This window comes from Frateuria sp. GZRe12, assembly GCF_051900535.1.
Taxonomy (GTDB): domain Bacteria; phylum Pseudomonadota; class Gammaproteobacteria; order Xanthomonadales; family Rhodanobacteraceae; genus Frateuria_A.
Window position 1 is genome coordinate 367021 of sequence record NZ_JBHZGI010000001.1, and the last position, 12949, is coordinate 379969.

General features: G+C 67.5%; 13 protein-coding genes. 2 read left to right on the plus strand and 11 right to left on the minus strand.

The annotated features are described in order from the left end of the window. Window positions 1-30: 30 nt before the first annotated feature. The 3 genes from ACFWZ4_RS01630 to surE are packed head-to-tail and all read right to left on the minus strand — an operon-like array spanning window position 31 to window position 2149. On the minus strand, window positions 31-639 hold the full coding sequence (locus tag ACFWZ4_RS01630; protein ID WP_439703015.1) for a YqaA family protein: 609 nt from the start codon (window positions 637-639) through the stop codon (window positions 31-33). Between the two features lie 32 nt (window positions 640-671). Beyond that, entirely contained in the window at window positions 672-1361 is a 690-nt protein-coding gene (locus ACFWZ4_RS01635) for a protein-L-isoaspartate(D-aspartate) O-methyltransferase (protein ID WP_439703760.1), read from the minus strand. Window positions 1362-1369: 8 nt separating this feature from the next. Further along, window positions 1370-2149, minus strand: coding sequence for a 5'/3'-nucleotidase SurE (gene surE, locus ACFWZ4_RS01640; protein ID WP_439703016.1), 780 nt, complete (start codon window positions 2147-2149; stop codon window positions 1370-1372). 171 nt (window positions 2150-2320) lie between these two features. Here surE and ACFWZ4_RS01645 point away from each other — a divergent pair, with 171 nt between their 5' ends. Then, window positions 2321-2872: a Smr/MutS family protein gene (locus ACFWZ4_RS01645; RefSeq protein ID WP_439703017.1), complete on the plus strand. Its 552-nt coding sequence runs from the start codon at window positions 2321-2323 to the stop codon at window positions 2870-2872. Between the two features lie 31 nt (window positions 2873-2903). On the opposite strand, the gene truD is transcribed toward ACFWZ4_RS01645, so the two are convergent. The 8 genes from truD to ACFWZ4_RS01685 all read right to left on the minus strand — a co-directional run bounded on the left by truD (window position 2904) and on the right by ACFWZ4_RS01685 (window position 10866). Further along, window positions 2904-3911 carry a tRNA pseudouridine(13) synthase TruD gene (gene truD, locus ACFWZ4_RS01650; RefSeq protein ID WP_439703018.1) on the minus strand — a complete coding sequence of 336 codons (1008 nt, stop codon included), beginning with the start codon at window positions 3909-3911 and terminating at the stop codon, window positions 2904-2906. A gap of 96 nt (window positions 3912-4007) precedes the next feature. Continuing rightward, on the minus strand, window positions 4008-5393 hold the full coding sequence (mgtE, locus tag ACFWZ4_RS01655; protein WP_439703019.1) for a magnesium transporter: 1386 nt from the start codon (window positions 5391-5393) through the stop codon (window positions 4008-4010). Then, window positions 5390-5866, minus strand: coding sequence for a 2-C-methyl-D-erythritol 2,4-cyclodiphosphate synthase (gene ispF / locus ACFWZ4_RS01660; protein ID WP_439703020.1), 477 nt, complete (start codon window positions 5864-5866; stop codon window positions 5390-5392). Before ispF ends, mgtE begins: the two co-directional genes overlap by 4 nt. After that, a complete protein-coding gene (ispD, locus tag ACFWZ4_RS01665; RefSeq protein ID WP_439703021.1) occupies window positions 5854-6552 on the minus strand; it encodes a 2-C-methyl-D-erythritol 4-phosphate cytidylyltransferase in 699 nt (232 codons plus the stop codon). The genes ispF and ispD overlap by 13 nt, the downstream gene beginning before the upstream one ends. 1 nt (window position 6553) lies before the next feature. Further along, the gene (ftsB, locus tag ACFWZ4_RS01670; RefSeq protein WP_439703022.1) at window positions 6554-6877 is read right to left on the minus strand and encodes a cell division protein FtsB; all 324 of its coding nucleotides are present in this window, start codon (window positions 6875-6877) and stop codon (window positions 6554-6556) included. A gap of 19 nt (window positions 6878-6896) precedes the next feature. Further along, window positions 6897-8195, minus strand: a complete 1299-nt coding sequence (gene eno / locus ACFWZ4_RS01675; protein ID WP_439703023.1) for a phosphopyruvate hydratase — start codon at window positions 8193-8195, stop codon at window positions 6897-6899. Between the two features lie 61 nt (window positions 8196-8256). After that, complete coding sequence (gene kdsA, locus ACFWZ4_RS01680; RefSeq protein ID WP_439703024.1) at window positions 8257-9090, minus strand: 3-deoxy-8-phosphooctulonate synthase; 834 nt, start codon at window positions 9088-9090, stop codon at window positions 8257-8259. Between the two features lie 102 nt (window positions 9091-9192). After that, entirely contained in the window at window positions 9193-10866 is a 1674-nt protein-coding gene (locus ACFWZ4_RS01685) for a CTP synthase (RefSeq protein ID WP_439703025.1), read from the minus strand. A gap of 214 nt (window positions 10867-11080) precedes the next feature. Here ACFWZ4_RS01685 and ACFWZ4_RS01690 point away from each other — a divergent pair, with 214 nt between their 5' ends. Further along, window positions 11081-12880, plus strand: coding sequence for an aminopeptidase P family protein (locus ACFWZ4_RS01690; protein ID WP_439703026.1), 1800 nt, complete (start codon window positions 11081-11083; stop codon window positions 12878-12880). Window positions 12881-12949 lie beyond the last annotated feature (69 nt).

Consider the following 12949-nt stretch of genomic DNA (forward strand, 5'->3'; position numbering starts at 1 on the left):
ACACCGATTTCACGAAAAGCGCCACGCCGCTCAACGCAGCCAGATCCACCACACCAGCAGCAGCGCCAACACGACGATCGCCGCCCAGCCGATGCGCTCGATGTGCTTGTGCAATACCCGCTCGGCGCGCTCGCCGAACAGGCGGATCAGGAGCGCCAGCAGCCACACGCGCTTGCCGCGCCCGACCGCCATGCAGAGCAGGAACGGGATCACCGGCACGCCCACGATGCCCGACGCCCAGGTAACGAACTTCATCGGCACCACCGGTTGCAGCGCGGCCAGCGCCAGCACCAGCAGCAGGCCCAGCCAATGCTGGTTCATCTGCGCGCGCAGGCTGGCTACGCCCTGCTCGATCGGCTCCAGCAGGTGCAGCGAAGCCAGCAGCGGCTGCAGCGCCTGGAACGCCCAGTGGCCCAGCGCGTATCCCACGAGCGAACCGAGCAGCGAAAACAGCAGGCTGATGTTGGCGTAGAAGAATGCCTTCTGCCGCTTGCCCAGCATCATCGGCGCCAGCATCACCTCCGGCATGATCGGAAAGATGAAGGCTTCGACGAAGCTCAGTCCGCAGAGGTAGTACACAGCCCGCGGGTCGCGTGCCCAGATCAGTGCACGCGAGTAGAGCGTTCCAAACAAGCGCATCTAGTGGGTTCCTTGTCGCCGGAGAGGTGGCATCAGCCGATGCCGCCGAGCAGCGGCACGAAACTGACCGCGCCGAGTTCTTCCTGTATGAAGTCACCCTGCCCATTGCCGCGGATGCGCAACAGCATCTGGCTGCTGGGCGAGCCGACCGGGGCGACCAGCACGCCTTCGGGCGAAAGCTGGTCGAGTACCTGGCTGGGGATCGCGTCCCCTGCGGCAGTGAGGATGATCGCGTCGAAAGGCGCCTGGTCCGGCCAGCCGAGCTTGCCGTCGTCGTGGCGCGAGCGCACGTTGACCAGGCCCAGTTGACGGAAGCGCCGCCGCGCCTGGCGCAGCAACTCCTCGATGCGCTCGACGGTAAACACCTGCCCGACCAGTGCCGCCAGTACGACCGCCTGGTAACCCGAGCCGGTTCCGATCTCCAGCACCTTCTGCGGCACGCCACCGTTGAAGTGTTCCAGCAGTGCCTCGGTCATGCGCGCGACCACCCACGGCTGGGAGATGGTCTGGCCATGGCCGATCGGCAGCGCGGTGTTCTCGTAGGCGCGCGAGTGCAGCGCCTGGTCGATGAAGTGATGGCGCGGCGTGTTGCGGATCACCTCGATCACGCGCGGGTCGCGAATGCCGCTTTCCTTGAGTGTGGTGGCGAGCCGGTCGCGCGCGCGCTGGGAGGTCATTCCCTCGCCCTTGAACGCCGACGGCGGCAGCGGGTGGATGTTCATCGTCATCGTCAGGCCGCCTTCTCGTCCATGGCCTCGGTCATCGCCTGCATCCAGCCGCTGATTTTCTCCAGCGCCTCGTAACGGGTGAGGTCCACGTGGATCGGCGTCACCGAAACGTAGCCGCGGCGCACCGCGTCGAAGTCGGTTCCGGGACCATCGTCTTCGGCGCCACCGGAAGGACCGATCCACCAGATCGGCTTGCCGCGCGGATCGGTCTGCGCGATGCAAGGCGCGGAACGGTGCCGTTTGCCCAGCCGCGTGACCTCGAAGCCGAGGATCTCGTGCCAGGGCCGGTCGGGCACGTTGACGTTGAGGATGGTGTCCGCCGGCAACGGGTCGACCAGCAGGCGCCGCATCAGGATAAGGACGGCCTGCGCGGCCGAGTCGTAGTGCTCGCCCTTGTGATCACGGCTCGCCAGCGACACGGCGATCGCCGGCAGACCGAGGAAACGGCCTTCCATCGCCGCCGATACGGTGCCCGAATAGATGACGTCGTCACCGAGGTTGGCCGAGTTGTTGATGCCTGACACCACGATGTCCGGCTCATGGTCGAGCAGGCCGGCCAGTGCCAGGTGTACGCAATCGGTCGGCGTGCCGGCGACGCGGTAACGCCCATCATCCATCTTCAACGCACGGATCGGCGCATCCAGGGTGAGCGAATTGCTGGCGCCGGAACGGTCGCGATCAGGTGCCACCACCGTCACCTGCCCCACCGCTGCCAGACAGTCGGCCAATACGCGGATGCCGGGGGCATCCACGCCGTCGTCGTTGCTTACCAGGACTCGCATGATGTTCCGTCAACAGATGCACGAGCGCGGCCCCGAAGGCGCGCTCCGAATCCTCTGGAGTCTACCGGAGCGGGGCCCCGCTTTCACGGCCGCGCGATATGACACCTCACCGCTCCGGCGGCTGATACGGTGTGTTTGCCCGAATCGCGTGCAAGTCTCTAGCATGGCCTCATGAAGAAGCGCCGAGTCCCTGCCGAACCCGACGAGGACGACATCCGCCTGTTCCGCGATGCAATCGGGCCAGTGCGCGAGATCCGCGTGGATGCGACCCCGCCGCCCGCGCCCCGGCCGGAGCCGCGCGCGCACATGTTCGAAGCGGACGAGGCCGCCGTGCCTGGTGAATTGTTGGAGCTGGCCTTCGATCCCGCCTTGATGGAAATCGGTGAGGAGCTCAGCTACCTGCGCGAAGGCTATCCGCCGCGCCTGCTGCGCCAGCTCAAGCGCGGACAGTTCAGCATCCAGGACGAACTGGACCTGCACCACATGAATGCCGCCGCCGCACAGGCCAGCATCGCCAGTTTCCTCGCCCAAGCCCGCCAGCACGGCCTGCGCTGCGTACGCATCGTGCACGGCAAGGGCCTGCGCTCGAAGGCCGCCGGCCCGGTGCTCAAGGTGCTCACGGACCGCCTGTTGCGCCGGCGCGACGACGTGGTGGCGTTTGCTTCGGCCAAGCCCGCCCAGGGTGGCACCGGTGCCGTCGTCGTCCTGCTAAGAAACGCCTGAGCTCTGTAGGAGCGGCCGGCGTCAGCCCATGTCAGGCTTGCGCCAGTTCGCGTACCACGACGGTGGCGTAGGCGCCGGCAGGCAACTCGAAGGCCAGTTCCAGCGCATCCTCGCCGAGCCAGCGCCAGGACAGTTGGCGGGGAATCAGGCGCAAGGGGCGCCGTTCCTGGTCCATGCGGGCTGCCGCGAGGCCTTCGGCCAGATCACTGTCGCGCGCGGCAGCCTCGCGCTCCAGGGCGCCGACGTCAGCGGTGGTCGGCGGTTCGCCCTGGCCCCAGAGCGGGCCTGACGGATGGATATCGCCGCTGGCCAGGCGCCCGGCCAGCGCGGCATCGAACGGCTCCGGCCCGAACCACGAGCGCGAGCCGGCGAGCGACCAAATCTCGCCCTCCATCGGGGTGTCCCACGTACCCAGGTCCACCCGCGCCGCAAGCACGCCATTGAAAATGTGCGAGCGGGCCGCCGAAAGCAGGAAGCTGCGCTTGTCCCGATCCACACGGCGACCGGCGAACATCGCCCGCGCCTGCGCCACGTTGCCGCCCTCGCGGCCGAAGCGTTGTTCGCCGAAGTAGTTGGGCACGCCGCGCGCGGCGATGGCGGCCAGCACCTTTTCGGCGTCCGTGCGATCGCCCTGCACCTCACGCAATACCAGTACGAAGCGGTTGCCGCGCAACGCGCCGCGCTTGAGTTTGCGGTTGTGCCGGGTGGCGGCGAGCACCTTCACTTCCGCATGCGGGATGGCCGACCAGTCCGGGTCCGGCTTGCCCGCCAACTGCACGGTGAAGGCCTGCCGGGTCACCGCGTGGCGGTCCTTCAGGCCGGCGTAACCGACGGCCACCGGCGGCACGCCGGCGAAGCGGGCCAGCTCGCGCGCCACCCAGTCAGTGTTGGCGCCGCGCTTCTCCACCCACAGCAGCGCATGCTCGCCCGAGCCCTCGGCGTCGTAGCCGAGGATTTCCTCGACGAGGAAGTCCTCAGGCGCGGCGCGCAGGCGCGCGGTGAGCGGTGGGGTGCCGTGGGCGTAGGGAAGTTCGTGCACTGCGGTCCTTTGATCGATGGGTTCTTCCGGCCCTGTGGAGTCACTTGTGGGCGATGCTTGTGGGCCGCCGGCAAGTGGGCTGCTGCAGAGGCCGCGTTACATGAGGAAGAGCGAGGCGAGCCCCAGAAAAATGAAAAACCCGCCGCTGTCGGTCATGGCCGTGATCAGCACGCTCGAACCCAACGCCGGGTCGCGCCCGAACTTCATCATCAGCATCGGGATGCCGACGCCGCAGAACGCCGCAAGCAGCAGATTGAGCGTCATGGCAGCGGTCATCACCACGCCAAGGGCGATGTTCTCGTAGAGCAGCCAGGCCACGACGCCGATCACTCCGCCCCAGACCAGGCCGTTGAAAAGCGACACGGCCAGTTCCTTGCGCCACAGCCGCTTGGCGCTGTCGGGCGTGATCTGGTTGAGCGCCAGCGCGCGAACGATCATGGTGATGGTCTGGTTGCCGGAGTTGCCGCCGATGCCGGCCACGATCGGCATCAGCGTGGCCAGCGCCACCAGCTTCTCGATCGCGCCTTCGAAGAGCCCGATCACGCGCGAGGCGATGAAGGCCGTGACCAGATTGATCGCCAGCCACGACCAGCGGTTGCGCAAGCTGGCCCACACCGAGGCGAAGATGTCCTCTTCCTCGCGCAAACCGACGCGGTTCAGGGCGTCGCTCTCGCTCTCCTCGCGGATCACGTCGACCATCGCATCGACGGTGATGCGGCCAATCAGCCGACCACCGTCGTCCACGACCGGCGCAGTCACCAAATCGTAGCGCTCGAATGCCTGCGCCACCTCGTAAGCGTCGTCGGCGGGATGGAAGGTGTTGACGTCCGGCGCCATCACCTCGCTGACCATCTTCTCGGGCGGATTGACCAACAGCCAGTGCACCGGCAGCACCCCGGTGAGCACGTTCTCGTGGTTGATCACGAACAGCTTGTCGGTCTGCGCGGGCAGCTCATCGAAGCGGCGCAAATAACGCAGCACGGTCTCCAGGCTCACGTCCTCGCGGATCGTGACCATCTCGAAGTCCATCAGCGAGCCGATCTGGTCCTCTTCCCAGGACAGCGCCGACTGCACCCGCTCGCGCTGCTGCGCGTCGAGGCTGGCCATCAGTTCGGGCAGCACCTCGGTCGGCAGGTCCTCGACCAGGTCGGCGAGCTCGTCGGCGTCCAGGGGCTCGACCGCGGCGAGGATCTCTCGCTGGTCCATGTCCGCGATCAGCGATTCGCGGACGGCGTCCGAGACTTCCAGCAGGATTTCGCCGTCGCGATCGGCTTTCACCCGCTGCCAGACGGCCAGGCGTTCGTCCAGTGGCAACGACTCGAGTACGAAGGCGATGTCGGCCGGGTGCAGCTCATCGAGCCGCTGCTGCAGCTCGGCCTGGTGCTCGGGCGTCGGATCCTCGACCAGCCGCGCCAGCAGCTCGGTGATGGCCTCCAGCTGCTCGTGCAGACGGTTGGCGCCGCGGGCTTCGGCCTCGCTCACGCGCGCTCCAGCAGCACGCAGGCTTGCGCCGCGATGCCTTCGCCGCGGCCGGTAAAGCCGAGCTTTTCGGTGGTAGTGGCCTTGATGCTGATGCGGCCCACCTCGCAGGCGAGGTCCTCGGCCAGATTCGCGCGCATTGCCTCGGCGTGCGGGCCCACCTTGGGCGCCTCGCAAATCACGGTGATGTCCGCGTTGCCGAGCGTGTAGTTGTGCTGCGACATCAGGAGTGCCGCGTGGCGAAGGAACTGGCGGCTGTCGGCGTCGCGCCAACGCTCGTCCGAAGGCGGAAAATGCTTGCCGATGTCGCCCAGCGCAAGGGCACCAAAGATGGCGTCGCACAACGCGTGAATGATTACGTCGCCGTCCGAATGCGCGAGCACGCCGCTGCGGTGCGGGACACGCACGCCGCCGAGTACGACGAAGTCGCCCTCGCCGAACGCGTGCACGTCGAAACCCTGCCCTATGCGCACCATGCCGTCCTCGTCAGCAGGAACTCGGCCAGCGCGAAATCCGCGGCCGTCGTCACCTTGATATTGTCCTCCGCGCCTTCAACCAGCCGCGGCGCGTAGCCTGCCCTTTCCATCGCCATCGCCTCATCGCTCACGGTCACACCCTGGCGGCTGGCCGCCTCGAGCGCAGCCACAAGCTGCCCGCGACGAAACATCTGCGGCGTGAAGGCGCGCCAGCGCTGCTCGCGTGGCTCGGTGAGGATGCTGCACTGGCTCTCGTCAGCGCGCTTCAAGGTATCCCTGAGCGGCGCACCGAGCAGGCCGCCCAAGCCTGCGGAGGCCTGTTCGACCAACCGTTCGATGTCGGCGGCACGGACGCAGGGGCGGGCCGCGTCGTGCACCAGCACAAAGTCATCCTGGCCGACCCCGGCCGGCAGCGCGCGCAGGCCGGCCAGAACGGAATCGGCGCGCTCGCCGCCACCCGTCACGGTGAGCACCGGCTTGCCGCCCAGGCTGTCGATGCCCGGCCAATGGACGTCATCGGCCGCCAGCGCCACCAACAGGCCGGCAATGCGCGGGTGCGCCGCCAGCCGTTCCAGCGTATGGAGGATCAAGGCCCGTCCGGCCAGCGGCAGGTACTGCTTGGGGCAGTCGCCGCCGACCCGGGTGCCGCGCCCGGCGGCCGGTATCACGCACCACAGCGGGGCCATGTCAGTGCCCGCCGCCGCCGCTGGCCGGCGGCGCACTTGCGCTGACGGCCGGCCGTTCGACCACTTGGTAGAAGGTCTCGCCGGGCTTGATCAGGCCCAGCTCCGCGCGGGCGCGGGCTTCGACCGCCTGCTCGCCGTGCTTGAGGTCGCTGACGTCGGCCGCCAGCGCCTGGTTGCGCTGAAGCAGCTTGTCGTTTTCGCCTGATTGCTTCTGCACGGCCGCGCGCAGCGTCTGCACTTCGCGCATGCCGCCGCTGCCGGTCCACAGTTTGAGCTGCAGACCGATCAGGACCACGAGCAAGACCAGGGCGATCCAGCGCAGCATGGACGTTGCAGACTCCGCGTCAGCCCGGCAGGCGGGCGAGGTTGGGGAACGCGTCTCGGCCGGCGTAGCGGGCGGCACTGCCCAGAGCCTCCTCGATGCGCAGCAGCTGGTTGTACTTGGCCACGCGGTCGGTGCGGCAGAGCGAGCCGGTCTTGATCTGGGTCGCAGTGGTCGCCACCGCGATGTCCGAGATGGTGGTGTCCTCGGTTTCGCCCGAACGATGGGAGACCACGGCGGCGTACTTTGCCGCGTCGGCCATGGCGATGGCTTCCAGCGTCTCGGACAGCGTGCCGATCTGGTTGACCTTGATCAGGATCGCGTTGGCGATGTGCTTCTCGATGCCCTCGCGGAAGATCGACGGGTTGGTGACGAACAGATCGTCGCCGACCAGCTGCACTTCCTTGCCGATCCTGTCGGTAAGCAGCTTCCAGCCGTCCCAGTCGCCCTCGGCCATGCCGTCCTCGATGGTGACGATCGGATACTGCTTCGCCCAGCTTGCCAGGAGGTCGACGAACTGCTCGGGCGCGTAGACCTTGCCCTCGCCTTCCAGGTCGTACTTGCCGTTCTTGAAGAACTCGGAACTGGCCACGTCCAGGCCCAGCAGGATCTCGCTGCCGACCTTGTAGCCGGCCTTGCCGACCGCCTCAAGGATGGTGTCCAGCGCCTCGATGTTGGAGCGCAGGTTCGGCGCGAAGCCGCCCTCGTCGCCGACCGCCGTGTTGAGGCCCTTGCCCTTGAGCACGGCCTTGAGCGCGTGGAAAATTTCCGCGCCGGCGCGCAGCGCCTCGGCAAAGTTCGGCACGCCCACCGGCAGGATCATGAATTCCTGCACGTCGACGTTGTTGTCGGCATGCGCGCCGCCGTTGACGATGTTCATCATCGGCACTGGCAGGCTACCCGGCTTGCCGTGCGAGAGGTACTTCCACAGCGGCTCGCCGCGCGAGGCGGCCACCGCGTGAGCCGCGGCCATGGAGACGCCCAGCAGCGCGTTGGCACCGAGCTTGCCCTTGTTCGGGGTGCCGTCCAGCGCGATCAACTTGTCGTCCAGGCCCTTCTGGTCGGCCGCGTCGAAACCCTTCAGCGCATCGGCGATCGCGCCGTTGACGTTGGCCACCGCCTTGGTCACGCCCTTGCCGCCGTAGCGCGCCTTGTCGCCGTCGCGCAGCTCGACCGCCTCGCGCGAACCGGTCGAAGCGCCGCTGGGCACCGCCGCGCGGCCGAACGCGCCGCCGTCCAGGGTAACTTCGGCTTCCAGCGTGGGGTTGCCGCGCGAGTCGAGGATTTCACGGGCGTGGATGCGGGTGATCGTCGTGGTCATGGGGAGTCCGTCTGTCGAGAATGGCGTCGATGTCTTTGCGCGGGCGATGCCTCGCGGGCGATTAGAGCGTCTGTTCGAGGAAGCCGTGCCGCTTGGTCGCGGCGTCCAGTTCCATGAGGGTTTCCAGCAGCGCTTCCATCTTGGCCAGCGGCCAGGCATTCGGGCCGTCGGATAGCGCCTTGCTCGGGTCCGGATGCGTTTCGGCGAACAGGCCGGCGACGCCGACGGCAACCGCCGCGCGCGCCAGCACCGGCACGAACTCGCGCTGGCCGCCAGAGCTCGCCCCCTGGCCGCCGGGCAACTGCACCGAGTGCGTGGCGTCGAAGACCACCGGGCAATCCGTCTCGCGCATCACGCTCAGGGAGCGCATGTCCGAGACGAGGTTGTTGTAGCCGAAGCTCGCGCCGCGCTCGCAGACCATGATGTCGTCGTTGCCGACCGCCTTGGCCTTGGCGACCACGTGCTTCATGTCCCACGGCGCCAGGAACTGGCCCTTCTTGATATTCACCGGCTTTCCGGCGCGGGCCACGTTCTGGATGAAGTCAGTCTGCCGGCAAAGGAACGCCGGCGTCTGCAGCACGTCGACCACGGCCGCGACCTCGTTCATCGGCGTGTATTCGTGCACATCAGTGAGCACCGGCACGCCGATCTGGCGCTTGACCTCGGCCAACACCCGCAGCCCTTCCTCCAGGCCCGGCCCGCGGAAGCTCTGGCCGGACGAACGGTTGGCCTTGTCGAAGCTGGACTTGAAAATGAAGTTCACGCCGAGCCGGCCAGTGATCTCCTTGAGCTTGCCGGCGACGTCCAGCTGCAACTGTTCGGACTCGACCACGCAAGGGCCGGCGATGAGGAACAGGGGCTGGTCGAGACCGACTTCGAAACCGCAAAGCTTCATGGATGTTTCCTGTCAGGGGCCTGCCGCGGCGGCGAGCCGCTACCGCTGGAGGCGCCGTCCCGAGCGGAACGGCGCCCCATGGATTGACGCACTACCGCGAGGTCACGCACTCGCCTGCGCACTGGCGAGCTTCTCGCCTTCGCGCATCGCCTTGAACTCGCGAGCCGCCTCGACGAAGCCGATGAACAGCGGATGCCCGTCGCGCGGCGTGGATGTGAATTCCGGGTGCGCCTGGCAGGCCAGGAACCACGGATGCTTCTGCTGCGGCAGCTCGACGATCTCGACCAGCAGATCGTCCATCGACTTGCCGGACACCACCAGGCCCAGATCCTCGAAATCCTGCCGGTAGCGGTTGTTGAACTCGTAGCGGTGGCGATGGCGCTCGCGCACGACTTCCTGACCGTAGGTCTCGCGCGCCAGCGTGCCGGTTTTCAGGCGGGCCTCCTGCGAACCCAGGCGCATGGTGCCGCCCAGGTCCGAATGCTCGCTGCGCTGCTCGGTTTCGCCGGCGGCAGTGGTCCATTCGGTGATCAGCGCGATGACCGGATTGGCGGTGTTGCGGTCATTCTCGCTGGAATCGGCGTCCTTCAGGCCCGCCACGTTGCGCGCGAAGTCGACCACCGCCGCGTGCATGCCGTAGCAGATACCGAAATAAGGCACGCCGTTCTCGCGGGCGTATTTGGCCGAAAGCACCTTGCCTTCGAAACCGCGCTTGCCGAAACCACCCGGCACCAGGATCGCGTCGGCCTTGCCCAGTACCTTCTGCGCGCCCTCGGCCTCGACCTGTTCCGAGTCGATCCAGTCCAGGTTGACCCGGGTCTGCTGCTTGATGCCGCCATGGCGCAACGCCTCGCCGAGCGACTTGTAGGCGTCCTTGTGCTCGACGTATTTACCGACGATCGCGATGGTGACCTCGTCCTTCGGGTGCTCGACTGCCTCGACGGTGCGGCGCCAGCTGGAAAGGTCGGCAGGCTTGGCGTCGAGCCCGAGACGCTTGACCACGATGTCGTCCAGACCCTGGCTATGCAGCCAGAGCGGGGTTTTGTAGATCACGTCCACGTCGATCGCGCTGATCACCGCGTTCTCGGGGACGTTGGTGAATAGGGCGATCTTGCGCCGTTCGCTTTCCGGCAGCGGCTCCTCGCAGCGGCACAGCAGGATGTCCGGCTGAATGCCGATCGATCGCAATTCCTTGACCGAATGCTGGGTCGGCTTGGTCTTGATCTCGCCGGCAGCCTTGATGAAGGGGACCAGCGTCAGGTGCATGAACAGGCACTTTTCCGGACCGTGTTCGATGCGCAACTGGCGGATCGCCTCCAGGAACGGCAGCGATTCGATGTCGCCCACCGTGCCGCCGATCTCCACCAGCGCCACGTCGAAGCCGCGGGTGGCCTCGTGCACGCAGTGCTTGATCTCGTCGGTGATGTGCGGGATCACCTGCACGGTGGCGCCCAGGTAGTCGCCGCGGCGCTCCTTGCGGATCACGCTCTCGTAGATCTTGCCGGTGGTGATCGAATTCTTGCCGGTCAGCCGCGTATGGACGTAGCGCTCGTAATGACCCAGATCCAGGTCGGTTTCGGCGCCGTCGTCGGTGACGTAGACCTCACCGTGCTGGAAGGGGCTCATGGTGCCCGGATCCACATTGATGTAGGGATCGAGCTTCATCAGGGTGACCGAGAGCCCGCGCGCTTCGAGGATGGACGCAAGCGACGCCGCCGCGATGCCCTTGCCGAGCGAGGACACCACACCGCCGGTGACGAAAATCAGGGGGGTCATGGAATGCAGCCGTGCTGGAAATTCGGCATTTTAGCGGGTGACGGGCCCGGCGGCGAGACATTCCGGTGGTGCGGTTCACGCTTGGGCCTGTCCGGCGTCGCGGAACCACGTACAGGTCCACTCATAACCTCAGCCACGGCAGCGCTTCGTCGCCGGTGTCGCGCGCCCACGTACGGTGTGACCGGTCGGGGATGGAAGGCGATAGCATGGGCGAATGACCAACCCCATCCCTTCCCGCCTGGTCGCCCTGCGCCAGGCCATGCAGAAGCACGGCGTCGCCGCCTGCCTGGTCCCTTCCGCCGATCCCCACCTGTCCGAATACCTGCCGGCCCACTGGGCCGCGCGCGAGTGGCTGTGCGGCTTTACCGGCTCGGCCGGCACGCTGGTGGTCACCGCCGACACCGCCGACCTGTGGACCGATTCGCGCTATTTCTCCCAGGCCGAGCAGCAACTGGCCGGCACGGGCGTGTCGCTGAAGAAGCAGAAGGTCTCGCACGCCCCCGAGCACCTGCAGTGGCTGCAGCAGCACCTGCAAGACGGTGACGTGCTGGCGGTGGCAGGGGACAGCCTGTCCGTCGCCGCCCGCAAGCAGGTCGAGGGCCTGCTGGACGAGACCGGCGCACGCGTGCGCACCGACCTGGACTTGCCTGGCGAGGCCTGGGCCGAGCGCCCCTCCCTGCCCAGGGCACCGGTGTTCGAGCACCCGCCTGGCTACCCGGGCAGCACCCGCGCGGAAAAGCTGGAGCGCCTGCGCGCAAACCTGCGCCGCCAGCAGGCCACCCATCACCTGGTCTCCAGCTTGGACGACATCGCCTGGCTGACCAACCTGCGCGGCAGTGATGTGGAATGCAACCCGGTGTTCCTCGCCCATCTGCTGGTCGAGACGGACGGACCGGCCACACTGTTCATCGACCGCGGCAAGCTGTCCGATGCGCTGGTGGCCGCACTCAAGGCCGACGAAGTGCGCATCGCCGAGTACGCCACTGTCACCGATGCCTTGGCCGAACTGGCCAAGGGCGCACGGCTGCTGCTTGACCCGGCGCGCGTCGTCTGCAACGTGGCCGACGCCATCGGAGCGGCGGCCGACCGCGTGGAGGCGGCCAACCCGTCCACTGCCCTCAAGGCCCGCAAGACCGAATCCGAACTCGAACACATCCGCGAGGTGATGCGCCGCGACGGCGCCGCGCTGGTACGCGCCTTCCGCCGGCTGGAAGAGCGCCTGGCCGCGGGCATGACCCAGACCGAGCTGGACGTCGACGTGCTTCTGCGCGAAGAACGCTCGGCACAACCAGACTTCATCGGCGAAAGTTTCGCGACCATCGCCGGCTACCAGGCCAACGGCGCCCTGCCGCACTACCGCGCCACGCCCGAGGCGCACAGCACCCTGCAGCGCAGGGGCCTGCTGCTGGTCGACTCGGGTGGCCAGTACCTGGGCGGCACCACCGACATCACGCGCGTGCTGGCACTGGGCGAAACCTCCGCCGAGCAGCGTCGCGACGCCACGCTGGTAATGAAGGGCCTGATCGCGCTCTCGCGCGTGCGCTTTCCCAAGGGTGCCAGTGGCCCCCAGCTTGATGCGCTCGCCCGCGCACCGCTGTGGGCCAGTGGCATGGACTACGGACACGGCACCGGCCACGGCGTGGGCTACTTTCTCAACGTGCACGAAGGCCCGCACTCGATCCGGCCGCCCTCCCCCAGCGGCGCGCTGGTGCCGCTGGAGCCGGGGATGATCACCTCGATCGAGCCGGGCCTGTACAAGCCGGCCCGCCACGGCGTCCGGCACGAGAACCTGGCCGTGGTGGTGCAGGCGGACCAGACCGAGTTCGGCGAGTTCCTGGCTTTCGAAACACTGACGCTGTGCCCGTTCGATCGCCGCGCACTGGAACCGGGCCTGCTCAATCCTGAAGAACGCGCCTGGCTTGACGACTATCACGCCACGGTGCGGGCGGCGCTGGCGCCGCTGCTGGAGGATGCGGATCTGGCGTGGCTGGAGCGGCATTGCGCGCCTTTGTGATGTCCCGCCAGGAGCACTTCCATCCGCCGCCTCGGGGCACTCTCCCCGTGTGAAAGACACAACCGCTGC